This window comes from Nostoc sp. FACHB-892, from assembly GCF_014698795.1.
Taxonomy (GTDB): Bacteria; Cyanobacteriota; Cyanobacteriia; order Cyanobacteriales; family Nostocaceae; genus Nostoc.
In genome coordinates this window covers 48,220-73,625 of sequence record NZ_JACJTR010000009.1, presented here as the reverse complement: position 1 = coordinate 73,625, position 25,406 = coordinate 48,220, and the positions used below count along the sequence as shown (strand labels likewise).

The 25,406-nt window shown below is 42.1% G+C and carries 22 protein-coding genes and 1 tRNA gene; 11 read left to right on the top strand and 12 right to left on the bottom strand.

Translation table 11 applies throughout. The features are described from left to right. Positions 1 to 54: 54 nt before the first annotated feature. Positions 55 to 1,953, top strand: coding sequence for a serine/threonine protein kinase (locus tag H6G96_RS14405; RefSeq protein WP_190912098.1), 1,899 nt, complete (start codon positions 55 to 57; stop codon positions 1,951 to 1,953). Between the two features lie 266 nt (positions 1,954 to 2,219). On the opposite strand, the gene H6G96_RS14400 is transcribed toward H6G96_RS14405, so the two are convergent. The 4 genes from H6G96_RS14400 to ndhL form a co-directional block, all read right to left on the bottom strand. Beyond that, positions 2,220 to 2,885: a heterocyst differentiation related protein gene (locus H6G96_RS14400; protein WP_190727797.1), complete on the bottom strand. Its 666-nt coding sequence runs from the start codon at positions 2,883 to 2,885 to the stop codon at positions 2,220 to 2,222. A 236-nt stretch (positions 2,886 to 3,121) separates the two neighbouring features. Continuing rightward, complete coding sequence (gene trpA / locus H6G96_RS14395; protein WP_190912097.1) at positions 3,122 to 3,949, bottom strand: tryptophan synthase subunit alpha; 828 nt, start codon at positions 3,947 to 3,949, stop codon at positions 3,122 to 3,124. A 92-nt stretch (positions 3,950 to 4,041) separates the two neighbouring features. Further along, the gene (locus H6G96_RS14390; protein ID WP_190912096.1) at positions 4,042 to 4,353 is read right to left on the bottom strand and encodes a DUF3007 family protein; all 312 of its coding nucleotides are present in this window, start codon (positions 4,351 to 4,353) and stop codon (positions 4,042 to 4,044) included. A gap of 24 nt (positions 4,354 to 4,377) precedes the next feature. Further along, complete coding sequence (gene ndhL, locus H6G96_RS14385) at positions 4,378 to 4,590, bottom strand: NAD(P)H-quinone oxidoreductase subunit L (protein ID WP_190727800.1); 213 nt, start codon at positions 4,588 to 4,590, stop codon at positions 4,378 to 4,380. Positions 4,591 to 5,746: 1,156 nt separating this feature from the next. On the opposite strand from ndhL, the gene H6G96_RS14380 reads away from it, so the two are divergent. Then, positions 5,747 to 7,066, top strand: coding sequence for a hypothetical protein (locus H6G96_RS14380; RefSeq protein WP_190912095.1), 1,320 nt, complete (start codon positions 5,747 to 5,749; stop codon positions 7,064 to 7,066). 12 nt (positions 7,067 to 7,078) lie between these two features. Here the strand turns inward: H6G96_RS14380 and H6G96_RS14375 are convergent, their stop codons facing one another. Beyond that, entirely contained in the window at positions 7,079 to 7,999 is a 921-nt protein-coding gene (locus H6G96_RS14375; protein ID WP_190912094.1) for a lysylphosphatidylglycerol synthase domain-containing protein, read from the bottom strand. 341 nt (positions 8,000 to 8,340) lie between these two features. Between H6G96_RS14375 and H6G96_RS14370 the strand changes: the two genes are divergently transcribed. Both H6G96_RS14370 and H6G96_RS14365 read left to right on the top strand, forming a co-directional pair. Further along, positions 8,341 to 8,910 carry a DUF6658 family protein gene (locus tag H6G96_RS14370; RefSeq protein ID WP_190912093.1) on the top strand — a complete coding sequence of 190 codons (570 nt, stop codon included), beginning with the start codon at positions 8,341 to 8,343 and terminating at the stop codon, positions 8,908 to 8,910. A 98-nt stretch (positions 8,911 to 9,008) separates the two neighbouring features. After that, a complete protein-coding gene (locus H6G96_RS14365) occupies positions 9,009 to 9,605 on the top strand; it encodes a hypothetical protein (RefSeq protein ID WP_190912092.1) in 597 nt (198 codons plus the stop codon). 396 nt (positions 9,606 to 10,001) lie between these two features. Here the strand turns inward: H6G96_RS14365 and H6G96_RS14360 are convergent, their stop codons facing one another. Further along, the gene (locus tag H6G96_RS14360) at positions 10,002 to 10,874 is read right to left on the bottom strand and encodes an S-methyl-5'-thioadenosine phosphorylase (protein WP_190912091.1); all 873 of its coding nucleotides are present in this window, start codon (positions 10,872 to 10,874) and stop codon (positions 10,002 to 10,004) included. A 300-nt stretch (positions 10,875 to 11,174) separates the two neighbouring features. Between H6G96_RS14360 and H6G96_RS14355 the strand changes: the two genes are divergently transcribed. Next, the gene (locus H6G96_RS14355; protein WP_190912090.1) at positions 11,175 to 11,474 is read left to right on the top strand and encodes a hypothetical protein; all 300 of its coding nucleotides are present in this window, start codon (positions 11,175 to 11,177) and stop codon (positions 11,472 to 11,474) included. Positions 11,475 to 11,517: 43 nt separating this feature from the next. On the opposite strand, the gene H6G96_RS14350 is transcribed toward H6G96_RS14355, so the two are convergent. After that, the gene (locus tag H6G96_RS14350; protein WP_190912089.1) at positions 11,518 to 11,889 is read right to left on the bottom strand and encodes a CU044_2847 family protein; all 372 of its coding nucleotides are present in this window, start codon (positions 11,887 to 11,889) and stop codon (positions 11,518 to 11,520) included. A gap of 145 nt (positions 11,890 to 12,034) precedes the next feature. Between H6G96_RS14350 and H6G96_RS14345 the strand changes: the two genes are divergently transcribed. The 5 genes from H6G96_RS14345 to H6G96_RS14325 all read left to right on the top strand — a co-directional run bounded on the left by H6G96_RS14345 (position 12,035) and on the right by H6G96_RS14325 (position 17,794). Then, positions 12,035 to 13,951 (top strand): caspase family protein, encoded by a 1,917-nt coding sequence (locus H6G96_RS14345; protein WP_190912088.1) that lies wholly within the window; start codon positions 12,035 to 12,037, stop codon positions 13,949 to 13,951. Next, the gene (locus tag H6G96_RS14340; RefSeq protein WP_190912087.1) at positions 13,948 to 14,298 is read left to right on the top strand and encodes a hypothetical protein; all 351 of its coding nucleotides are present in this window, start codon (positions 13,948 to 13,950) and stop codon (positions 14,296 to 14,298) included. The genes H6G96_RS14345 and H6G96_RS14340 overlap by 4 nt, the downstream gene beginning before the upstream one ends. Positions 14,299 to 14,746: 448 nt before the next feature. Then, positions 14,747 to 16,036: a glucose-1-phosphate adenylyltransferase gene (locus H6G96_RS14335; RefSeq protein WP_190912086.1), complete on the top strand. Its 1,290-nt coding sequence runs from the start codon at positions 14,747 to 14,749 to the stop codon at positions 16,034 to 16,036. Between the two features lie 34 nt (positions 16,037 to 16,070). After that, a complete protein-coding gene (locus tag H6G96_RS14330) occupies positions 16,071 to 16,640 on the top strand; it encodes an AAA family ATPase (RefSeq protein WP_190912085.1) in 570 nt (189 codons plus the stop codon). A 119-nt stretch (positions 16,641 to 16,759) separates the two neighbouring features. Next, on the top strand, positions 16,760 to 17,794 hold the full coding sequence (locus tag H6G96_RS14325; RefSeq protein ID WP_190912084.1) for a J domain-containing protein: 1,035 nt from the start codon (positions 16,760 to 16,762) through the stop codon (positions 17,792 to 17,794). Positions 17,795 to 17,835: 41 nt separating this feature from the next. Here the strand turns inward: H6G96_RS14325 and H6G96_RS14320 are convergent, their stop codons facing one another. The 3 genes from H6G96_RS14320 to H6G96_RS14310 form a co-directional block, all read right to left on the bottom strand. Then, a complete protein-coding gene (locus tag H6G96_RS14320) occupies positions 17,836 to 18,504 on the bottom strand; it encodes a glutathione S-transferase family protein (RefSeq protein WP_190912083.1) in 669 nt (222 codons plus the stop codon). Between the two features lie 54 nt (positions 18,505 to 18,558). Further along, entirely contained in the window at positions 18,559 to 19,095 is a 537-nt protein-coding gene (locus H6G96_RS14315) for a peroxiredoxin (protein ID WP_190912082.1), read from the bottom strand. Positions 19,096 to 19,253: 158 nt separating this feature from the next. After that, a complete protein-coding gene (locus tag H6G96_RS14310) occupies positions 19,254 to 19,865 on the bottom strand; it encodes a peroxiredoxin (RefSeq protein ID WP_190912081.1) in 612 nt (203 codons plus the stop codon). Positions 19,866 to 19,996: 131 nt separating this feature from the next. Between H6G96_RS14310 and H6G96_RS14305 the strand changes: the two genes are divergently transcribed. Continuing rightward, positions 19,997 to 22,153 (top strand): amylo-alpha-1,6-glucosidase, encoded by a 2,157-nt coding sequence (locus tag H6G96_RS14305; protein WP_190912080.1) that lies wholly within the window; start codon positions 19,997 to 19,999, stop codon positions 22,151 to 22,153. 103 nt (positions 22,154 to 22,256) lie between these two features. On the opposite strand, the gene H6G96_RS14300 is transcribed toward H6G96_RS14305, so the two are convergent. Both H6G96_RS14300 and H6G96_RS14295 read right to left on the bottom strand, forming a co-directional pair. Then, positions 22,257 to 22,330, bottom strand: a tRNA-Met gene (locus tag H6G96_RS14300). A gap of 166 nt (positions 22,331 to 22,496) precedes the next feature. Then, a complete protein-coding gene (locus H6G96_RS14295) occupies positions 22,497 to 24,809 on the bottom strand; it encodes a peptidoglycan DD-metalloendopeptidase family protein (protein ID WP_190912079.1) in 2,313 nt (770 codons plus the stop codon). Between the last annotated feature and the right edge of the window lie 597 nt (positions 24,810 to 25,406).

Genomic DNA, 25,406 nt, shown 5'->3' with positions numbered 1-25,406 from the left:
TTGGAGATATTTATTACCAGCTGGAAAATTAGGTAATAACTCTGGGGAGTGAATATGATAGGCAAGCTACTAGACCATCGTTACCAAGTAATTCGAGTCCTCGCAATGGGAGGATTTGGTCAAACCTACATAGCCCAAGATACTAGGCGGCCCGGTAACCCCATCTGCGTTGTCAAGCATCTCAAACCCGGAACTGACCCCAGAGTTTTTGATACTGCTAAACGCCTGTTCAACAGCGAAGCCGAAACTTTAGAAAAACTGGGCAATCATGACCAAATACCCAGGCTACTGGCGTACTTTGACGAAAACCAAGAGTTTTATTTAGTACAAGAATATATTGAAGGACATACTCTAGCTGAAGAACTTATACCTGGTAAGCGCTGGAGTGAAAGCCAAGTAATTCAACTGTTGCAAGAAGTTCTGGAGATTCTAGAATTTGTCCACCGCCAAGGTGTGATTCACCGCGACATCAAACCGGATAATATCATCCGTCGTGCCTCAGATAATAAGTTAGTTTTAGTGGACTTTGGAGCAGTAAAGCAGTTACATACACAACTAGTAACAGTAGGCGGACAATCCTCTGCCACAGTAGTTATTGGCACTCCTGGCTATATGCCCACAGAACAAGGGCAAGGTAAACCCCGTCCTAACAGTGATATCTATTCTCTCGGCATTATCGCCATTCAAGCATTAACAGGATTACAGGCAACAGAATTGCAAGAGGATCCGGAAACGGGGGAAATCATTTGGCAGCAATCAGTAACTGTGAACTACCGACTGGCGGCAGTGTTGTCTAAGATGGTGCGTTATCATTTCAAAGACCGCTACCAAAACGCCACGGAAGCACTGCAAGCGTGTAAAGACGCGATTAATCCTGTACCTGTACTTTCCACACCTCAAGAATCCCCCAAATCCCGACCTCAAATATCTCGGGTGCAAACGGTTGCAGTTGCACCAGCAAATCCTGTCAAACCTGCCCGTCAAGACTCTAGCAAATCCGACCCATTACCGATATTAATTGGCATATTATTGGCTGGTGGTGCGGCTGCTTTGGTAGCAAATGTATATCCAAATGTGAAAAATTTAGCTTTTAATCTTACAGGTAACGATCGCACCTTAGCAAACAAATGCTCGGCTGTTGTCGTCGGAAATTCTAATATTCGTTCTGAACCTAGTTCAATAAATTCTGATAATATTGTGCGAACAGTTGGTGATAATACCAAGTTCGAGGTGACTGGCAAACGGACAAAACGGGGATGGATAGAAGTTAAACTTAACTCTGGACGTTTGGCTTGGGCACATTCAGATGTGATAACCAATAATCAAGAATGGGCTTCTTGCCTGCGCGAAAAAGGCATTGCAACTAAGACAGTAAATGATAGTACCCTGATTGCTACTCGACCAACTCCCAAGCCAAAACCAAAATCTAGGAATATAGCAACTCCATTACCAGAAAAGCCAAAGGAGCCAACTGACGACGTTGGAAAAACAGAACGATCACAGCCTAGTGATAACAGTGCCAATATTATAGAGCAAGCAAGACAGAAGTATGACTCAGGAGATATAGTTGGAGCGATCGCACTTTTAAGATCGATTCCGGCAAATGCAACTTCTAGTATCCAAGAAACAGGCAAAGTAATTGCTCAGTGGCAGGAAGATTGGGCTAAGGCAGAGGCGTTATCTAATGAGATAAATAAAGCTATAGATGATGGTAAATGGGATAAAGTTTTAGATTATAGAAACCATCCAGAAAAATTACCTAATACTAAATACTGGCGAGACAGAATAGAACCATTATTTAAACAAGCAGCTGAAAATCTGGCAAAACAAGCACTACCTAAACTAGAAAATCAAGGTAGTCAAAAGACTACCCAAGATAAACTTTCCAATACTAACCAACCTGCTACTACAGAGAGTCCTAATGCTACAGAAACTCCAGAAAGTGGCTTTTAAACACTCTTTACCTCGTTAGCAGCCAGAGGCTGGTAATGCCTACAATGGGCGTTGTCGCCTCCTAAATTCGCGGCACTAACCCAATAAAAAACATTTCCAGGTACAACCTGGAAACGAGACTTTAAATCGATGTTTATCTCTGGTTTGATTTTCCCTACTAGTACAGCACGGCGTAAATTAAGCTACCATTTTAAAACTTGCAAAAGCCTTGATATACAAAACTTTTGACTTTTGACTTTTGACTTCCGCTTTGCGGTAGTAGTCCCTTAGTGCATTTCGTCGTATTCTGGGGCTTCAACTCGTCTCGCTTCCATCCGTGAAGCAGGTAGAAACTCAGCACGACGGACTGGAACCAAGGGCGGTGTATTTCCTTGGTAAGGGTGAATCACTTGTACAGTACGGGCTGGACGCTGCCGTGGTGAGAACAAAGCTAATACACCAGCGACGACAACACCACCACCAATAGTGAGAGTTGCGCCTCCCACAGCCCAAAGCATAGGTGAAGACCACCAAGAAGGATTTTGCGGTTGGAGTGCTGTTACTTTTTGTTGGTTATACTGCTGGGCTTGTTGCCACTGTTGTTGAGTATTGAAATTTTGAACTTGGCCTTGGAGTTGTTGATTTTGCAACTTCAGCTGCTCATTGTCGTTTTTTAAACGTTCCAACTGCATCTGCGTGTTCAGCTTCTCCATCTCCAGACGCTGGTCAGTGTTGGGAGCAACTGGCGGCTGATTAGGATTCGGATACATTGGTTGTCCATAGGGGCCATAGGGAGAATACATTTGTGGCTGCATTCCCGGCGCTACTACCCCTGGCATTTGCGGAGCAACAGCAAAATTAGGCTGTAGCGGGGTATTTGTTCCTTTGAGCAATACGAGAGCCGCCAGCCCAGCTACGGCGACCCCGCCGATAAACGCCATACTCTCACTCATCGCCTTTATTCCTCAATTGCGACGTAACTATAATCATTTGTGACTGACTCACTCTCACACTCATAAATTATGCCTACTTGACTTCACATAATACTCAAACTATAAGCAACCGTATCAGCTAGTTTTTTTACATCTTGATATCTGATGTTAATATTCAAGACTATAAAGGTCAAATTGTCTACCAAATAAGGATAGAAAATCTGCGCTGTTATACTTTTTTAATCTACTTTCTCCGTCTAATCAAGAGGAGTATTTGTGCTAGTGTTGGTGGTTTTGATGGCTACCTTGAGACTTTGGCAAAATTGGGCGATCGCATTTAGTCCCTGCTCTGGCGAACCTTCTGCTAACCGTTTCACAAAAGCGCTGCCCACGATCGCAGCATCTGCTCCCCAGTCCTTTACTTGACGGGCTTGGGCGGCTTCAGAGATGCCAAAACCTACACCAATGGGTTTATCAGTAACACTACGAATTTGTTTGAGTAAATCGGACACGCGGTTTTCCAGTTGCGATCGCACCCCTGTTACCCCTGTAACGCTGACCAAATAAATAAATCCAAGAGATGAATGAGCGATCGCTTCTATCCGTTGGGCATCACTGGTGGGCGCTACCAACAAGACTACATCAATTCCCATCTTCTTAGCTGGTTCGAGCAAACCTGCTGCTTCTTCCAAGGGCAAATCTGGTACTACCAATCCTGCTACCCCAGCCGCAGCGATTGAAGAGAGAAATTTATCAATTCCCCGGTGCAGAATTGAGTTGTAATAGGTAAATAAAATAATAGGCGATCGCAATTTGGGAGTAATCCCTTGCAACATTTCCAGCACCTGCTCCAATTTTGTACCCCTTTGTAAGGCGCGGGTAGCAGCAGCTTGAATTACTGGCCCATCAGCCAGAGGATCGGAATAAGGTATGCCCAGTTCTATAATGTCGGCTCCACTTTGATCTAGAACCTGCAATGCTTTTGCTGTTGTTTCTAAATCTGGATCGCCAGCAGTAATAAACGGAATTAGAGCGCACTCGCCATTTTGCTTAAGGGTTTTAAAGCAATCAGAAATCGCAGTCATTAGTTATTAGTCATTAGTTATTGGTCATTAGTCAGTAGTCATTGGTCATTAACAAAGAACAAATGACAAACGACAACTGACCAATGATAACTTTACACCTGAGATTGCTCTTCTTGTTCTATTTGGGCTTGAATTCGTGCTAGTTCTTCGGGAGTAAGCTCATCTAACCGTTTTTGCAGAAAGTCTTGCTCATACTGTTCCCGTTGTTGGTGGTAGGTCATTTTTTGTCCCACCGCACGGAAAAAATAGGTGGCTAACCAGCCAAATAATCCACTGACTAGTAAGACTTGGCTCCATATACCAGCTTGCTGATTATCCAAACCGACTAGCTGCAATCCTATATAAGCCAAGCCGCCAGCAATAAAAACGCCTAAGCCAATTCCAATAGCGTCAATCCGTCGCATGAGAGTTATGACCTACCAATTTAGTTAAACTTCAATTTGCCGCCGTTGGGGTCGAAAATTTAGAAACGGCGATAGAACCAATAAACCTGGAAAGAAGAAGAACACCAAAAAGTACATAAAGGTACGCTCGATGGAGGTAGCTACATACCAACGCTGCTTCAGGTACAGCAAAACAGCAATCGGGATTACCAGAAGGTAAGCTCCAGCCAATATCAGATACAGCAGGGCGACAATCATAAACTTTTAAGTCTTAAGCATCTGTTTTCCATCATAGGCTGAAGAGCGGAACTGAGGAAAGTTATAGTTATGATGCTTTCAAAGAAGGGGCAGGGAGAATTGAGCGATAACTAACTTGCAATAAGTCCTTCTCCTTGCCCCTTTGTCTTCTTCCCCTTGCCTCTTAGTCAACATAACTACCCCAGAATTTCTCGTTTATGTTCAGATTGATTGACAAAAATTAGTATTATGCTATATTAGTAATTCTGCCATAATAAATGGTCTAAATAACACAAGATAAAAAACTGATCCGGATTGATTACGAGGAAACAAGGAAAAGTTGTAACTCTAGAAAACAATCACACAATCTGGAAAAAATATTTTTAATCTAGTTGGACAAAAGACACAATTGATGGTGGAATAGATAAGGCGGTATTTGCTGCCTCGAAAAAATAACTAGTTATACTAGTTGGAAAACAGTTGCGGGGGTGTGGCGGAATGGTAGACGCTACGGACTTAGACAACTGAGCCTTGAAGGAGAAATCCCTCAAGTGGAAGCTCTCAAACTCAGGGAAACCTAAATCTGATAACAGACATGGCAATCCTGAGCCAAGCCCGAAAATTTTAGATTTGTGATTTTAGATTGTACGATTAGTCTTAAATTCAAAATCCAAAATCCAAAATTGCGGGAAGGTGCAGAGACTCGACGGGAGCTACCCTAACGTTAAGGCGAGGGTAAAGGGAGAGTCCAATTCTTAAAACCTGACTTTGTTCAAGTCGTTAGGTAGCAGTGAAAGCTGCGGGAGAATGAAAATCCGTTGACCGTAAAAGGTCGTGTGGGTTCAAGTCCCTCCACCCCCATTTAAAACGCGAAAAGACTCCTATAGAAGATATGGGAGTCTTTTTGTATAATTTATAACAAATGTAAGACACGGTAATCTCGTATCCCTACCCATGTAGCTTATTTAAATAAGTTTCGCTACAAGACTAAGCAATTACACTGGAGTATTTGATAAAGGATTAAACAATTTATGTTTAATACTTTATTTACAGCTAGAGTTTATCAAATTTATGTAAAAATCTTACTGAATATTTTAAGAATAGATTGATACTAATGTTCACTAGAGTTAAGCTGGTAATAATATAAACAAGAAACCTTTTTATCCTGATAAATGGAATGACCGCTAATACTTTATTAATTAGTCAGGAAGATCCTCATTGCGTTACGTCTAACTCTAGACAGCTAAATGTGCAGATTGTACAAGAAGAAGTTTATAGTTTTTTCATAGAAATTGTAAATAAAATGTCACCGAGTGACGTTTTACGTAAATTCAAAGCTTTTTTTATAGACGGTCTTGATTCATCATATTCTCATTCTATACCTGGGATATATAACATTTTTTTAGAGCATGAAGAACAGGAGTTTCGTAATACACTCAAACGATGTATATATATAATAATTAATACTTGGAAAACTAATAGAAAAGATAAATATATCCAAGAATTAGTTAACTTATTTGCGATTGAAACTTTAAAAGCAAAAACCAAGGATTTTCCGGCAGCAAATATTTGTAAAAGCTGGCTAGAGAATTTTATTGCCAGTAAAGATTACCAAGAAATAAAACTATTTGCTACTAAACATGACGAGTTATCTCAAGGTCATTGGGCTAATCGCTACACTTCCTATTTATTAGTTGCTCAATCTGTTAATGAGAATAACCCAATAGAGCAACAAGAGGCTGCTAGAAAGCTTTCTAGACAGATAAAAGACAAATTTAAGTTTGAACTAGCAATGTATATTGCTCGTTCTCAATCTGCCGTATCAAGCACAACGCGCTACAAAAATCCCAGTATTTTGGGAGATAATGTTCTGCATTTAATAAAAGCAATTGTTTTAAAAAAGGGTGTATTTAGCCATGAAAATATTGCCAATATATTTATCAAGCAAACTCAAGGACAAACTCTTGAACAATTTAAAACAAGTATAGAAAAATATTTATTTTTTTCTGTAGACAATCAAGAATTAGTCAAAAGTTTGCGGCAGCAATTTGTAGAGAACTTATATTTGTGGAAGAAAGATTTTAATCAAGAAATTGTCACTAAAGAATTATTTTTGAGAACCTGTAATAGAGTAATTGATTGTTTGACAACAGAAAACGGGAAAGAACCTTCGTTTTTATTTATATTATTACTTACTCAAGGTCACTCTTTAACATTAGTGATTTTATTGTTAAAGACAATCTTGATTTGTAGTAACTCTCGGAGACATTTAGAGATTAAAATTGCTCATCTGATTCGTTATTACGAAAAATATCCTGAAGATGAGTGTAAGTGGGTAATCAATTTTATGGAAATTTTTAATATAACCTTTGCAATTTACGCAGAAAATGTAGAATACAACTTGATTAAGATGGGAGAAGAGCAAAGCAGTAATTCACAGTTAAATCTGGATGGTTACCGTGTATTTTCACAGATGAAGGTAGATAGACAAAGATGAGTGCCGTCTGATTCATGATTTAGTAAGGCGTTCGTCTAAGCAAGCCAAAGCTGCACCCGCAGTTTCAGCTAGAATACTAATGAGGCGATATAGAGCGATCGCACTAAATACTAGCGCAGATGGAAAGTGGTGTTGTAAAAGTTCATACGCAGTCGCTTCAAATACACCTAACCCACCAGGCGCACCCGGAATTACAAAACCTAACAGCCAAGCGCAGCTAAAAGCGCCTAATAACAAAGGAATTTGATTCACACTCAACGAACCCAGGGCGAACATAGTTAATATAAACCCAGTGGCGCGTAGTACCATAAAGCCCAATTCTCCTAACAAAGGCCGTAGGGGATAGCTTTTAAGATTGAAGGGAACAGTTTGCTCAGTGCTAGTAGCAGACTTTTTTGCTTTTAATTTGTACAAAAAGCGAATAACTGGGTTTAAAAACCTGGGATGAATCGCACAAAGGACTACAGCTAAACTCAGCAATTGTAGTATTTGCAGAACAACGGTAGTATTAACTGCTGCAAATTGGTTACTGCATAAAGCAATGATGATTAAAGCAGCCGCTAGCATGAGTAGGGGTTCTAGCAAAACGCTTAAGGTAGCTGCACCAGCAGAAATATTGGCATTTTTGGCTGCCACAATTCGCCCGTAGTGATGCCAGATATTACCCGGTAAATACTTAGCTATGTTCGTTTTTAGGTAAACCTGGATGAATTGGGGAGATGACACAGGTTGATTTAACTCTTGCAGAATCCAAGTCCAGATCCAGCCTGCCCAAGTGTGTGCTAATAAAGTGACGCCTGTAGCGATCGCTATAATTGCCCATCCTACCCCATCAATGCGGATAGCGGTCACTCCAATCCAATTATCTTTCAGAGCTTTCCCTAAAAAAAACAGCGTTCCCCCCAAAATTATCCAACGTAAAAATTTCTTCATTAATTTAGTAATTTAACGGTAGAGCAACAAGGGGCCAATGCCTCAAGTATTACAGGACATCAGCTACCTATCCAAAGCTTTTGAAGTATCAAACAGGTCGATGTAATTCTTTTTACGAAAACTATATTACTTTATTTTATATCTCTCTAGAGTTAGATAAAAATATTATTTATGTACTAATAAAAATGTAGCCTGCGCTAGAGGTAAAGAGCATTTTATTATTCATATCCTTAATAGAGGTTATCGAAACTGAGCAAACCAAAACAAGCACAATAACTTGCTGACCACTCCAAAGATTCAGCAAACTCTTAACTTATTAATATTTTGGTAAGGAGGACTACGTGAACGCTGTGAGACTATTCTTGAAAAAAATAAGATTGCGTCAGATATTAACTATCTTTTTAGCTGGACTATTGTTGATAGTTAGCACTGCTTGTAGTGGGGCAAATCCTCAAGGTGCAAACCCACAAAATCCTGCTGTACAAGCTGGTGGATCAAACAATCCTTATAAGAATGGTGGAGACAACTATACCAATTACAAAATGTCTACCGATCCGAAAATAGCAAACCCAAAAGCCAATAAGGGACGCGACCAAGCTAGCTTACAACCAAGTTCGCAATTGTTGATTGCTACAACAGATAGAGAATCCAAGATACTTTATCCTGGTGCTGAGACACCAGCAGGTCGAATCGATAAAGAAGCAGAATTGCCAATTATCACAGACAAGGACTTCCGAGAACCTGAACCAGGTGGTTTGATTCAAGATGAACCAAACGTAGGAGATCGGTTTCAAGATCGGATTGAGACTGTAAAAGAGAATGTTGAAAGAGCTTCCGGCTTTTTACAAGATAAGGCAGATGAAGCTGCTGCTAGACCTGAATTACAAAAAAATCCAGCAGTAGGCAGATAGAACCCTTATTTTGTCTGAATGCTTGGAATGCAAAATTAATTCCAAATGCCATCTTGGTTGAAGTTTAACTTAGTCACAAAAATGCAAGGAGTAGGAGTATGAAAAAAGCAATGAATTGGCTCAAAAGCATTCGTCCCTTAAAAGTTTTAACTGTTTTATTTGCAGGAATATTCTTATTTCTGACACAAGCTTGTGCTGATCCAGGAGTAGCAAAAGAACCAACACAGGCTGAGTCACCTTATCTCGAAAGATACGATCCCACAAAAGATTATCCTCTCTCTTCTCCAGCTGGTGGGATGAATAACTTTAGTGATGTAGATCCTAGAGGAGGAGCAGGTGAAAAGGCAGCTAACGACAGATCTGATGCGCTGGCGAAAAATTCTCAAAAAAATATTGAGCAGAAGGGAATTGACAGCCCAGAGCAATATGGTCGAAATTACAAACAAGGTACACCCTTTGGCGAAAGAGTGAAGAACCTGGGTGAAGATATCGGTAGTTCAGCTAATGAATTGGGAGAAGGCGTAGCTAAGGGTACTCAGCGAGGAATTGAAAATCTCAAGGGAAATACCCAAAATGCAGCTGAAGGCTTGAAAAAGAATGCTCAAAGTGGCGCTGAAGATGCTGGTAAAAATATTCAGCGCACAGCTGAAGATGCAGGCAGTGCAGTGAAGAAGGCAGCCAGAGATATTGATTGAAATTAGTCGATTTAATCTCTTGTAAAAATCTGAAAGCCCCATAGAGTAAAGTCTAGGGGCATCTAAACAAAGTCTGCGTAAGCAGGCTTTGTTTGAGTTTTAGGTAGGCAAGACTTATATCATGTCTACTTTATTACTTAATAAACCCGAAGAACCCCACCCCACTAAAGCTATGCTTTGTCTCCCTGCCCCTAATTCTCAGAGTTCCCCGCTTTTCGAGAGGGGATGAAGGGGAGGAGTGCAGTCTTCTTCGTGAGAGAGATGCTTTAGGCTTACAATGTAAATGCCTCGCCTTACAATGCCAATGGGTTCCCCTGCATTAAAAACGCTACGCCTTTACGCAAAACTGTAATAAGAAACTGCGTAGGCGTAGACATCGCTGATTCATCACCAACACTACAAATACTTCTGCAACAATAACCCTAACTTTTCCTTCGTCGCTGCGGGTGCTTTATCCAACTGAGTCAAAATCGCATACTGCAACGCCGAATGCGCCTCACTGGTTGGCGGATTTTCACTTAAGCGCCGCACAGTTTCTTGAATCACCTTTTGAGCATTCACAGCATTCCGCAGCAAATTGCCAATCACCATTTCCACTGTCACACTATCATGGTCTGGATGCCAACAATCATAATCTGTCACCAGCGCTAAGGTTGCATAAGCTATTTCTGCTTCCCTTGCCAACTTCGCCTCTGGTAAATTCGTCATGCCGATGATTGTTGCATCCCAACTGCGGTAAAGATTTGATTCTGCTTTAGTGGAAAAAGCTGGCCCTTCCATGCAGACATAAGTGCCACCGCGATGGAGAGTAACTTCTGGTAAATTGAGATATGCGATCGCATCTGCTAACACACCAGCCAAGTTCTTACAAATCGGATCGCCAAAGGCAATGTGAGCAACAATTCCCTCACCGAAAAAGGTTGAAATTCGATTTTTCGTTCTGTCAATAAACTGATCTGGCACCACCATATCCAGTGGTTTCGCCTCTTCCTTCAAGGAACCCACAGCACTAGCTGAGATTAAATACTGCACACCCAATTGCTTCATCGCATAGATATTAGCGCGAAACGGTAATTCAGAGGGTAACAGCGTGTGATTGCGACCATGACGCGCCAAGAAAGCTACCCGTGTGCCATCCAAAGTCCCCAGAATCAAAGCATCTGATGGTGAACCAAAGGGGGTTTGAACTTGCACCTCTTCTACATCTTTAAGTGCATCCATTTTATACAGACCACTGCCACCAATAATCCCAATACTAGCTTGAGCCATGATCCTGAACCTGTTCCTTGCTGATCTGCTAAGTTATTTTACCGAAAAGGGGAATAGCAGAGAAGCTAAGAAACAGAGCGATGTCTACGACGAGCTACGCTTACGCATTTCATGCTGCTAACACTATTGAATTATTACCCATTAATTGTTGGTTTATCTCTCTAGCAATTAATCTGTAATTTGACGTAGAAATTAGTGCATTAAGTCTATACAAAGATAGGTAATAATAACTCATAAACTTGATAAATTAGTTTTAGCATAGACTAAAAATTGCCCGCACTTTTTAACCAGGAATTGCTAATGAATTATCAAAAGTTAGATGCTGCCCTTGCTACAGCGCTAAATGATGTTCAAAGTTTAGAAGAATCAAATTTGGGAGTTTTTATTCATACTGAACCAATTTTAGATTCTGCTGCAACTGCTGTTTTAGAACGTTTAGGCGTTAGTGGTGTTACCAGTGGCAAAGATATTTTCACAGCAACACTATCACCAAATGTCATTTCCCAGTTGTCAGAGCAATCTTGGGTGAAGTATTTGAAGCGATCGCAGCAATTAGGTTTGGTTAATAGGAGAATAGGTACTGGGAGATTGGGTGTTTAATGGGCATTGCCTAACCCTATGCTGCGCGGATAATTTTTTGCTGTTACTGTGAATCAGGTTTTTGTTTTTCTGGAAACTTACACTTCACCTCAATTTCCAGATTACTTTCAGCAGAACCTTCGGTAATGTAAGGAATACCTGCCTTACCACCAAGCTTAATGCCAAATTTAAGTCTTACCTCCTCAATCTCAGCAGTATTGAAGTCTTTAAAAGCACTAAGAGCGTAGATAGTATAAGAGCGAATCATTTGACGAGCTTGTTGCATCCGAGCGATCGCATCTGTTCGGACATCCTTGTATTCTATGCCATCATCCTCCTCATCAATTTCCGAACTTATTTCGGTGGCTGTGAGATTAATCTCAATCTGCTCAATTTCGCCGTCTGCCTGGAAAAAGAGTTGCTGTACTTCTGACATAAGTTACCTCGGTTAAATTTTTGTATCGTGTCTGAAATATTTCACACTGTTTGCGGAAAAATAACAGATAGTGTTGTTTTTAGTAACACAGCCATCATTGTGTCTGTCAAGATTATCCCGCATTTTCCAACATAAGGTGTGTTAAATGGCACGATACGCGCTTGTTATTGGCATTGCCGAGTATGTCAGTCCATCATTACCGCGTTTGTCGAAGACTACAAATGATGCTGAAGCGATCGCGCAACTCTTAGAACAATATGGTGATTTCCAGTCTGTGCAAAGATTACCACAGCGCTGGAATAAAGATAAAAACGGCTATGAAATCGCAGCGTCAAAAGTTACTGGGGTTGAAATTGGTCAAGAACTCAGAAAATTGCTGTTAGAGCAAGCTACTAATAATGAAGTGCTTATTTATTTTAGCGGACACGGTTTTATCACTTCTGATACTTTGGGACAACAAGAGGGATTTTTAGCAACTTCTGATTGTCAGGTTGAAGTTAAGGGAAACCAGATTGTGGCACAAAAATATGGTATTTCCCTTAACAAGCTGAATAAATTAATCGGAGAATCTCAATTAAGTAGTTTAGTAGTGCTACTTGATTGTTGTCATAGCGGCTATTTCTTAGAAAGAGAATTAGTAGAACAAACTTTGACCGCTTTTCGTTCGCTAAAGGATTATTACTTAATAGCAGCTTGTCGCCGTTTTGAACAAGCAGCAGCGATTATGAGCGAAGAATATAGTATTTTCACAGGTGCAGTTATTAAGGGATTAGCATCTGAAAATGCAGGTAGTAGTGGGCGAATTAGTAGCGATCGCTTATTTGATTTTGTCAGCAACAAATTGACAGGTTCAATACAAGAACCCATTCGCATGAGTTTGGGACGGTCAATTACTTTGGTAAGTTATCCCCAATTAGATATTCTTAAAGAAGAAATTGCCTTCAATCAGGAAAATCCCTATCGGGGACTTTATGCATTTGAATCAGAGCAAGCACAATATTTTTGTGGACGAGATGAAGCAGTTCGTACACTGGTTTCGCGGTTAGCAGAGAGCCGATTTTTAGCTGTAATTGGCTACTCAGGTAGTGGTAAATCTTCTTTAGTGAAAGCAGGTGTCTTACCGCAACTAAAAAGCGATCGCCTCCCTGGAAGCAGTCAATGGGAAATCGCATCTTTTACACCAGGAGAACATCCTTTAGGTAAATTAGTTGATATTTTAGCTCGACAACAGGAGCAAAATCAGCCACATCTATTATTTATCGATCAATTTGAAGAAATATTTACCCTGTGTCAAGACGATGAGGAACGCAAAGCTTTTATCCGCTTGATAGCACAGGAAGTAAAAAAGAGTGAGGTAAAAACGCGGATAATTTTGACAATTCGCGGTGATTTCCTAAATCGTTGTGCTGACTATTTAGAAATTATTACTCTCATCAATAGCATTCCTCCCACATCATTCATCGTCACACCGATGTCTCTTGCTGAGTTAGAAGAAACAATAGAAAAACCAGCAAAATTACATGGAGTAACATTTGAGCATGGTTTAGTTTCGCAAATTGCTGCCGATGTTATCAACCGTCCGGGTGCATTACCCATACTGCAATATGCACTTAAAGAGTTGTGGCGGGTCTGCATTGAAGAACCTGAATCGCCAGAGCCGCTTTTGACTCGTAAAGGTTATGAGGAAATTGGCGGAGTTAAAGGAGCTTTAGACAAACGAGCGACAATTTTGTATCAAAGTTTAACAACTATAGATCAAGCCTTTGCTCGTCGCTTGTTTATGGAATTGGTGCAGTTAGGTGAAAGTGAAGAAGTGACGCGGCGACGTGCTAGCTGGGATAGATTAGAAGCGATTTCAGATTCTCCACAACAATTACAAAGGGTTGTAGGATTACTGGCGGGTTCTCAACAACGTTTAATTATCACCGATAAAACTACCGTAGAAGTTGCTCATGAAGCGCTTTTATCTGAGTGGAAATTACTCAATAGTTGGATTGCTGAAAATATAGAGAATATTCGTCTCAGTCGTTCTTTAGATGAAGATTGTCAGGAATGCTTATGAATACATTTGAAGCATCTCTAGAAATTATGAAATTGTCTATAGTCAACAAAGCGCTTCCTGATAATAAGCCGGCAGAGGCAGTGGAAGAAAGTTTACGTGATTTCCAAAAAATTTATGGAAAAGTTCTCGAATTAGATGAATTGCTTAAAAAAACAGGTTGTCAAGATTGTAAACCTGGAGGTAGAAATTGGCCAGAGTGTTCAAATCGTTGCAGAAGTAGGGTAATAGATTTATTAAAAGTAATCCTGCAGAATGAGATGAGAGATAATTTATCCCCATCAGAAAAAGTTGATACAGTTTTAGAATATTATGAAGAATTGTTTAAACAAAGTCTAGACAAGTTTTAGTAAAGTTAAGTTATTTAACCTCTTTGCCTTTTGTCCCTTTTAAGCATAATCTAAAATTACCTAAGCCCAAAAATGTAAGCAAGAGTTCACGGTCACCAAACAGAGTCTTAGTAAACATACTTTGACAATCTTTCTTAAAACTATAAGTATCTACCTTGATTTTTTGTACAATTTTAAGATAGTACCTTGTACTATCTTAAAATTGTGTTAAAAAAGTTAAGTTTTTAAATTGAGAGATTGCTTAGTTATCAACCTTGTGTAGCGATCGCCCCCCATTCCTCATATCAATTAATACAAATGTTCTGGTTGTCTACTTGCGGCCAGCATTATCTATCACTGGTAGTATTTTGTAAAATTCATCCCTAAGAATCACATGATCCCCCTTACGTGTGGTGGCAGACAGTCCTAAACTGAGAGTGAGAGTTGAAAGGCAGTCGGGAGAAATTTTGTGAAAAAAGTATTATCAATCATCCTTGGTGGTGGCGCGGGTACTCGGCTTTACCCACTAACCAAACTCCGCGCTAAACCAGCAGTACCAGTAGCAGGGAAGTATCGCCTAATTGATATCCCTGTCAGTAACTGCATAAATTCCGAAATATTCAAAATCTACGTCCTGACACAATTCAACTCAGCTTCTCTGAATCGTCACATCGCCCGTACCTATAACTTTACTGGCTTCAATGAGGGGTTTGTGGAAGTTCTAGCGGCACAACAAACGCCAGAAAACCCAAACTGGTTCCAAGGTACAGCCGATGCTGTGCGTCAGTATCTGTGGTTAATGGAAGAATGGAATGCAGACGAATATTTGATCCTTTCAGGCGATCACCTCTATCGCATGGATTATCGCCAGTTTATCCAGCGCCATAGGGAAACGGGGGCTGATATTACTCTCTCAGTCATCCCCATTGATGAGCGCCGCGCCTCAGATTTTGGCTTGATGAAAATTGACGATTCTGGTAGGGTAATCGATTTTAGCGAAAAACCTAAAGGCGAAGCATTAATCCAAATGCGCGTTGATACAAGCGTACTGGGATTATCGAAAGAACAAGCCCAGCAACAGCCTTACATCGCCTCAATGGGGATTTATGTCTTTAAAAAAGAGGTTTTGTTCAAGTTGCTCAGAGAAGGTATAGAAAGGACTGATTTCGGGAAAGAAATTATTCCTGATGCCTCTAAAGATTACAACGTTCAAGCTTACCTTTTTGATGATTACTGGGAAGATATTGGAACAATTGAGGCATTTTATCATGCCAATTTAGCCCTGACTCAGCAGCCCCAGCCACCCTTTAGTTTCTATGATGAACAGGCACCAATTTATACCCGCGCTCGTTACTTGCCTCCGAGTAAACTTTTAGATTGCCAGGTAACAGAATCAATTATTGGCGAAGGTTGCATTCTGAAAAATTGTCGCATTCAACATTCAGTTTTGGGAGTGCGATCGCGAATCGAATCTGGCTGCCTCATCGAAGAATCTTTGCTGATGGGTGCAGATTTTTACCAAGCTTCTGTAGAACGCCAATCCAATGTAGAACAAGGTGACATTCCTGTAGGTATTGGTCGTGACTCGATTATTCGCCGTGCCATCATCGATAAAAACGCCAGTATCGGTCACGATGTCAAAATTATCAATAAAGATAACGTCCAAGAAGCTGACCGCGAAAGTCAAGGTTTCTACATCCGCAGTGGTATTACCGTTGTGCTGAAAAATGCTGTCATTCCTGATGGAACCATTATTTAATAGTTAGGAGTTAGGAGTTAGGAGTTATGAGTTAATGGTTAAAAATTCTGATTACTCCTCACTCCTCACTTTTAATTTTTCACTCCTAACTTCTCACTCCTCACTTTTTTTGCTGATTGGCCTTCCAGCTAGCGGTAAGTCAACTTTGGCAAAACAATTACTTACAGAATGCCCCCAGATGCCACTGATTTCTACGGATGGCATCCGGGGGCAACTGTTCGGTTCCCAAGCCATTCAGGGACCGTGGCTGGTGATTTGGCAAGAAGTAAGACGGCAATTTCAGCAAGCTATTTCTACAGAAAATACAGCTATTTTCGATGCCACCAATGCCCAGCGCCGCAATCGTCGTCAAGTCATTGCTTTAGCCCGTGACTTGGGTTTTACCCACATTACGGGAATTTGGGTGGATACACCAGTTTGGCTGTGTTTAGCACGGAATAAAAGGCGATCGCGCCAAGTTCCTGAAGAAATTATCTTGCGGATGCACCGTCAACTTCGAGATGCTCCCCCAAGCCTGGAAGAGGGACTAGACAGGCTAATCCGCTTATCAGAAAAATCAGAGTACGGAAATTGCGATCGCTTGTTGAGCGAGAACCACACTTGATTTTCTATATTCTTTGTTAATTTAAAATCAGATTCTTTTGCTTGGCACTATACCTAGCAAATTGAACGTCTCTCATCTTAAAAAAAAACATAACAGGAACTTCTATAGGAGGCTGGTAGATGGCTGCAACCGACTTCAAAGACTATTACGCAATTTTGGGAGTTAGTAAGACTGCCACTCCAGAGGAGATTAAGCAAGCCTTTCGTAAACTAGCCCGCAAATATCACCCTGATGTCAACCCAAATAACAAACAGGCAGAAGCACGCTTCAAAGAAGTTAGCGAAGCCTACGAGGTTGTGTCAGACCCAGATAAGCGTAAAAAATATGACCAATTTGGTCAATATTGGAAACAAGCTGGTGAAGGTTTCCCATCCGGCGGTGTTGGTGTTGATATGGGTGGCTTTGACTTCAGTCAATACGGCAATTTTGATGAGTTCATCAATGAGTTGCTAGGACGCTTTGGTGGTGCTACCCCTCGTGGTGGGCGACAAAGTTACTCACAGCAAAATAATTACTCAAATTACTCACAAAATTACTCTTACCGTACTTCTACAAATACGTCGAGTGGTTTTAACGGGTTTAACGATTATGGGTTTCAAGATGCAAGCACGGGTACTTCCCAGGATAGTGAAGCTGCAATTACTCTAACTTTTTCCGAAGCATTTAACGGCGTGCAAAAGCGCTTCAGTTTAGGTAACGAAACAATTGATGTTCGTATCCCATCGGGGGCTAAACCTGGTACTCGCCTGCGCGTGCGCGGTAAAGGTCAAATCAACCCGATGACTCAGCAACGAGGGGATTTATACTTAAAAGTCGAACTTCAGCCGCACTCGTTTTTTCAAATGGAAGGCGATAACTTGGTGTGCGAAGTGCCAATCACGCCAGATGAAGCTACCCTGGGAGCGTCTATTGATGTACCCACACCTGATGGTTCAGTTAATGTCAAGCTACCAGCAGGAGTGCGTTCTGGTCAATCGCTGCGTTTACGTGGCAAAGGTTGGCCTCTCGCCAAGGGTGGACGTGGCGATCAGTTGGTGAAGGTGGCGATCGCACCACCAAAAGACCTCAGCCAACAAGAGCGGGAATATTATGAAAAAATCCGGGCTATACGTACTTATAATCCCCGCAGTCATTTGCAGCAAGTCAAGCTGTGAAATTTCGGATTGTAGAGACGGTAAATTTACCGTCTTTACATTTAAGTATGAATTTGCTGCGTATTTCTCGCTACTATCATGGACTTAAACGCTTCCATTGCTTCTGGTGTAGCCTCGGTAGCTTGCCATGTTGCCCGTGCAGCTAACCGCTCGTTCCAAGCATTCACTTTTGGATAATCACTTAAGGAAATGCCCACTTCCGGCAACCATATTACTACAGTTCCAGCCACTACATCAGCGAGAGTTAGGTTTTGACTACCAAAGTAAGGGCGAGCGTTAAGTAAATTCTCAAAAAGCTTCAGCACTATTGAAATTTTCTGTTTCGCCTGCTCGATTTTTTTTGGTTCTTCCTCAGGTAAGCCTAATATCTGAGGTAAAAACGTAGTGGTTGCTGGCAAAAGCTCATTTACAGTTACCAGTTGTACCATGCGTGCGATCGCTAAATCCTTGGCATCTTTAGGCAACATCGCAGGTGTGGGATATTTTGCCTCTAAATAGTCCAGAATTGCCAAAGATTCTACTACACTAAAGCCGTCATCCACCAAAGCCGGAATGTGGTGGAAGGGGCTAATTGTCAAAAACTCTGGTTTAAACTGCTCCCCATCCAGTTTTATCTCTACTAATTCAAATTCAAGTTCTTTTTCCAGCAGAGTAATCCAGACGCGGCGAGAGTTGGGAGAAATCGGTGAGTGATAAAGGGTCAATACCATAAAACCTCACAGTTTTATCAGTAGGGTGAGCATAGCCAATTTTACATCTTAGACTCAATTGAATTGTTTTAACAAAGTCTCAACACTAGCATTGTGATCCAAAAAAGAAAATAAATGCCAGTAGCCAAGTTTTCCTTCTTTATCTAATACGAACTGGGCTGGTAAAGGCGCTCCCAGTGCTTGCCCTACTTGATAGGTACGAAACACTCTACAACTGGGATCACTCAACAATGGCATTTTTACTCCTAAATCTTTCACAACTATTTGACTCTGCCGTTCATGGGTACTAGTAATCATTAAAACTTCTATACCGCGATTTTGAAATTTTTCGTAGTTCTCATTTAAAGCTTTGATGTGAGGAAAACAAAAAGGACAATATTGTTTTTCAGTAAAGATGCGAGTAAAGGCTAGTAACAGTGGTTGCTTACCTTTATAATCAGACAATTTTACTAATGTCCCGTTGGTGATATCTGGCAGTTGAAAATCTGGCGTTCCTACTCCCAACCTAAGTTTATTTGTCGCTGGAACTGGTAAAAAATTGCGGAAGAATCGCTCATTTAATAAACCACTAAAATCAGTTGAAGTCAGCATATTTTTATCCTTAATTATTTAAATACTATTTTATAAAAAAACCACAGATAGATACTGAGGCTGACACTGTTTAATGTGTACCTCTGTTTATCTGTGGTTTTCATTAATTTTGCTCTTAACTCCAATAGCCTGAATTAGAGTTGTTTAGCAAACGTAGTTTAGACAGCAGAGAAGTAAACTTTAGACTTCACTGGGTCAGGATTCATTGTCTTGTCACCAGGTTGCCAACCAGCTGGGCAAACTTCATCGGGGTGAGACTGAACATACTGAATTGCTTGTAATGTCCGCAGGGTTTCATCAACGCTGCGACCAAAAGCTAGGTTGTTGATGGTAGCGTGCTGTATAATACCATCTTTATCGATGAGGAACAGACCACGCAAAGCAATACCTGCTGCTGGGTCAAGAACGTTGTAAGCGGCGCTAATCTCTTTTTTGATATCGGAGACTAAAGGATAATTCAGGTCGCCGACACCACCAGACTTACGATCTGTTTGAATCCAAGCGAGGTGAGAAAATTCACTATCAACAGAAACCCCAAGGACTTCTGTATTGATTTTCTTGAATTCTTCGTAGCGATCGCTAAATGCTGTAATTTCAGTGGGGCAAACAAAGGTAAAGTCTAGTGGGTAGAAAAACAGGACGACATACTTACCGCGATAATCGGAAAGTTTGATTGTTTTAAATTCCTGATCTACCACAGCCGTTGCTGTGAAATCGGGAGCTTGTTGACCAACGCGGAGGCTTCCTTCGATTCCGTAAGTAAGGGACATTAACCTAATTCTCCTTTATCGGTTTAGTAGCGTTGGAATTTGGGTTAAGTAAAACTCACCCATCCACGCTCTCACAGTTTAATTACGATCTGTTACGACTATATCATACTCATAACGATTTTGAGTAGCAAATGCTTGATTTAGATACAAGAGAATGGTTGCTTACCAATGGCTTAGGAAGTTTCGCCAGTGGTACGGTTTCTGATGTCCGCACCCGCACTTATCACGGTTGGCTGTTTGCCGCGACAAACCCTCCTTCTGAGCGCACTCTGCTGTTTTCGCACCTAGAAGCTAGCTTGGAAGTATTAGGGAGGGTTGTAGCACTGGGGACAAATTTTTGGGGTAACGGTCAGGTTGAGCCGACAGGCTACGAACTCCTGCACTGTTTTGATATTAACCCAGTTCCAAAATGGATTTGGGGTCAAGATAACTGGCAGTTAACTAGACAGTTAGTGATGCCTTATGGGTTAGTAGGAAGCAGGGAGCAGGGAGCAGAAAGCAGGGAGCATGGGGAAAATGCCTCTCCTCTACGCCCTTCCCCATACCCAATGCCCAATCTCCAATGCCCAATCCCCAATGCCCCTGCCGAATTTTGCCATCGAATTTTGATCCAATATCGCTATAACGGAAGTGATACAGCGATTTTACGGCTGCGACTGCTGATAGCAGAACGTAACTTTCACCACCAGCAAACTGCTAGTCCAGGATTACAGTTCTCAGAATTGCTTGGGCAACAGCAAGTCTGTCTGCAAGCAAAAAATGCTGGGCATTTCGGTACACCTTGGCACTTGCGCTGGACACAAGGAAAATATCGAACAGATGCAGTTTGGTATTGGAATTATGGATTGCCTGAGGAGACAAAACGCGGATTAGGCGACAAGGAAGACCTCTATAGTCCTGGTTACTTGATAGTCACACTGCAACCAGGAGATGTGGTGACTCTAGAAGCACGAGTAGGTTTTCCCGACTCGATGGGAGGTATTCTCACCTCTGAAACCTTTGCAGAAGCCGTAGAGGCAGAACAAGAAAGGCTCTCCCAGATTTTTAGATTGAGTCAAGGAGGGGCTAGGGGCTGGGGACTGAAGACTGGGGAAGAGTTTTCTAATCCCCAATCCCCAATCCCCAATCCCCAATCTACAATCTGGCAACAGCTACTCAAAGCAAGCGATCAGTTTATCGTCTATCGAGCCTCAATTGCTGGGCTTACGGTCATTGCTGGTTATCACTGGTTTAATGACTGGGGGCGCAATACATTAATTGCTTTACCGGGGTTAGCACTTGTTCCACGACGCTTTGACGTAGCGAAAGGAGTATTGCGGACTTTCGGGCACTATTGCCACCACGGTTTGATTCCTAATACATTTCCTGATACTAATGGCGAACCAATTTATAACAGTATTGATGCGGCGTTGTGGTGGATTGAAACTTTAGGACTTTATTTAGAAGCTACCCAAGACTGGGAATTTTTGGCAGAGCAATTCCCCGTAGTACAGCAAATCTACAAAGCATTTGTTGGTAGTACACATTTCAATATCCAAATCGATGCTACCGATGGGTTAGTTAGTTGGGATGGCCGTGATCTAGCTCTTACCTGGATGGATGTGGTAATTGGGGCACACCCTGTCACTCCCCGGTACGGTAAGCCAGTGGAAATCAATGCGCTGTGGTATTCAGCTTTATGTTGGCTGAGTCAGTGGGCAGAACGATTGAGCCAGCTTGAGTTTGGTGAGCCAGTGCGTCTCACTAAGCAAGCACAGCGTTATGCTCAACAAGCAGAACACGTTAAAACCTCGCTGCAAAAGTTCTGGAATCCTCAGCTAGGTTATCTGTACGATACTATTGAGCCGGACGATCGCCGGAATTTTCAAATTCGCCCCAATGCCGTTTTAGCGCTGTCGCTCCACCATTGTGCGTTTTCTTCACAACAAGGGTGTCAAGTACTAGATTTGGCAACTGTCAGCTTGCTCACGCCCTATGGTCTTCGCAGCCTTGATCCAGGAGATCCCGAATACAAAGGGAGATATGAGGGTAACCAAGAGCAACGCGATCGCGCCTATCATCAAGGCACTGTTTGGGCTTGGCTAATTGGGCCATATATTCGCGCTTGGCAACGTTTTTATCCACAGCGATCGCTGCCTTTTGATTGGCAACCTCTGCTAGATCACTTCCTATTTGACGCTTGTCTTGGTTCTATTTCTGAGATTTTTGATGGCGATGCACCTCACAAGCCCAGAGGAGCGATCGCTCAAGCTTGGTCAGTTGCTGAAGTCATCCGCCATATCATGTAGTGCTGAGTCCTGAGTGTTAGAAGTTAGACTTGGCTCTTACAGGGCAGTCAAGGCTAGTTTCTCTAAACTTTACTCATGACTCACTACTTATTAACTTTTAAAGTGGCTCAGGTCGGAGTTGAACCAACGACCCCAGGCTTATGAGTCCCGTGCTCTAACCAACTGAGCTACTGAGCCATATTTCCTCAAATCATCTATTAGTATAGCATACAAATTCGCTGAAGACTAGCCCCTTTTGCAAATTTCTTACAGCTTTCATCTTTGTTGAGTTAACAGAAAGCAAATGAGGGAGTTTACCTCCCTCAACTAACAAGGCAACAATTTAGTTACAGACAGCTAGGAATTACACGCGTTCCGGTAACATAGCTATTGGGTTAACAGCACCCTTGCCTGATCGATGGATTTCAAAGTGAGTGTGTGGCCCAGTACTGTGACCAGTGCTACCCATTAAAGCAATCGTTTCTCCTTGATTCACCTGCTGACCAGGTTGCACTAGAATCTTGCTGTTATGAGCATAGCGAGTCGTGCTGCCATCAGGATGACGGATTTCGACAAGGTTGCCATAACCACCTTTGTTCCAACCAGCTTTTTCTATCGTCCCCTCAGCTGAGGCGACAACTGGCGTGCCAGTGGAGTTAGCAACGTCAATTCCTTTGTGCATTCTACCCCAGCGCCAGCCATAACCAGAGGTGAGCGTTCCCTTCGCCGGCCATGTGTAAGATATGGTTGAGGAAGATGGAGGAGGTGTAAGTTCGTCAATGGGTCTGGGCAGATATTGATCCACTGCTGCCAAAGGCGGTACTATCTGTGGAGAAACTGTGGTTCCCCGCATCTTTCCTAAGGAATCAGAGGCATTTACTTTTCTAGGAGGTGTTGCAATCCTTGTGGCAGATGGAGTGCGAGGGGGAGTCCACTGACTAGCAGAACCGAGATTAGGCAAGAACTCTGGGTTTACTGCCTCGCTAGGGCGTACAGTAGCACTGAATTGGGTCTTAATTGGTTGACTGAATTGGGTCTTAATGGGTTGAACGCTATAGTTAGACCGAATCGGTGTAGGAACTGGAATTGGGATCGCTACACTATTTGGTCGAGTCGCGTTGGGTACAGGGAAATTATTGGGGGTAGAAGTAGGAGTGAGGATCGCAGCATTAGTAGTTTCAGTAGGTGCTGCTGACACAACTAAGTTCCCAGACTGTTGAGCGCGATATTTCTGCTGTAACCTCTGAATTTCGGCTTGTAGACCCCGCAAACGGTCATTATTGTTATTGTTTTCCCTTGCTACCCTATTCGTTGCTGTTTTAGGCTGTTGCATTTCGGCAAAAGCTTTTGGCACTGGAATGTCACCACCGACGCCATAAGAACTAGCTGTGGGGGGGGCTGTTTCTAATACGGTCGCACTATTTGCCTGAATCTGAACAGTTACCGGTGTAGGGACGGCAATGTTACTGTTGTCGGCAATAGTTGGTGATTGTGAACTAGGTAGATATGAGTTGGCACTACCAATGTTTACAGTGGAGGTGGCTACCTTTGGAGTTTTGTTGGACTCTACAAATGTAGGTGAACTCGCTACAATTGCCTCAACTTGAGCGACTGCTGGAATAATCAGTTTTTGACTAATTTGCAGCTCATTTGGATTATTGAGGTTATTTGCCTTGACTAGTTCTGATACTGAAGTGTTGTATCTGCTGGCGATCGCTGCTAGTGTATCTCCAGGCTTAACTTCGTAGGCTGTTCGAGTCGCGGAGGCAATAACTGTTGGTGTAGCTGGTGTTAGTACACTAGTCTGTGTCTTCTGTTTTAACTTCGATATTAAGTCCGCTTCGCTTGCATCAACAGAAGCGTCTGACTTGGCTAATAAAGTCTTCTCAACTACAGTCGTCGGCTGCGCCAAGCCTATATCAGCTTGTGATAAATCTTTGGTTTTCTCAGACCGCAGCTGTGCCAGACTATTTCTTAAACGGTTCGATTTTTCTTGTAAGCGGTTCAGTGCGAACTCTTGTTGCGCTTTAAGTTGTGCATTTATCTCACTGTTAGCTGCTCCAGATGTTGCCACTGTTTGTGACTGGGCACTTAGTGATGCATTTGTAATACCAACACCATCAGCACCAGACTCAGACAGATTGTTGACTGTTGGGAAACTAGTTTCAGCTAAGGTATTGTTCAATCCCTGTGCCACTTGCGGCTTCAGGTAGGTGGAATTTTTATAAACCGTTGTTCCTTGGGAAAATGTTGCTGATGTAGGAACTTGCAAAGACATTCCATTTGCTGCGACTTGCCATTTAGCTTCAAGCCCAGGCACTTGTGAGACTGCCGTTGGTTCCACGATTACAGGATTTTCCGGCACGCTCGCTGATGAGACTGCTTGGGACTCCAGCTTTGTGGAGGCGAATTTCACCTCAGTGTCAGGAATAGCAGGAATCGTTGAAGTTGCCTTTTGGCTACCTACAGGCACTGCTGCTTGGGCTTGATCGCTTTGTCGAGTCACCAAAAGGCTGGTTGCTCCCATAGAGATGGCCAAGCCAATCATAGCGGCTTTTGTCCGCACCCGGCGGTTAACTTTTGGATTTATCACATTTAGCACTTCTACCGGGGCATCATCGCTGCTGGGGTTATTGTTCAACACAGCTTTTACTCTCTTTTTCAATGCTCGTTTCAAAGACGACCTCCTATGATCACTAGCGCTTAACTGACCTCGATTTTTCCGTTGGATTTTAGTCAATGATTTAGATCACAACAAATGATAGATCAAGATCACATTCACCAGAGATGCTTACGCAAGATTAACCTGCTTCTCTGATTTAAACAAGTTCACACGTATTAGCAAAAAAAATTTGCTGTGTTTACTTGTCCGAACCACTCCTCACACCACCTAAGACGTTTTACTTTTTACCATTGTCCGCGCTTGTCTTGCGTCAATCGCGGGGACTGGACAAGATATTTGCCAAGTCCATAGTCGCTGCCGAGAATTAAATTGCTGCGACTTCTGGGAAAGTGATGCCCCCTACTGTAGATATCTTCAAGATATTTCTACTCAATCAGTCTTCTCAACACGAGACTTTACGTTGATTATTCCCTAAAAAACAACCGTATGATCTATCGGCTACTTTGGAACTTCTTTCTAGAGTTGCCTGAACTAAAATGGCTGAAATATCCCAGATGACTGGAGTTTAGCCTTTTTGTTCCTCAACTTAGGATGTTTCAAATTCATCAAAATCTATCATTCAAATTTGGCGATATCCCAAGTTTTATATAC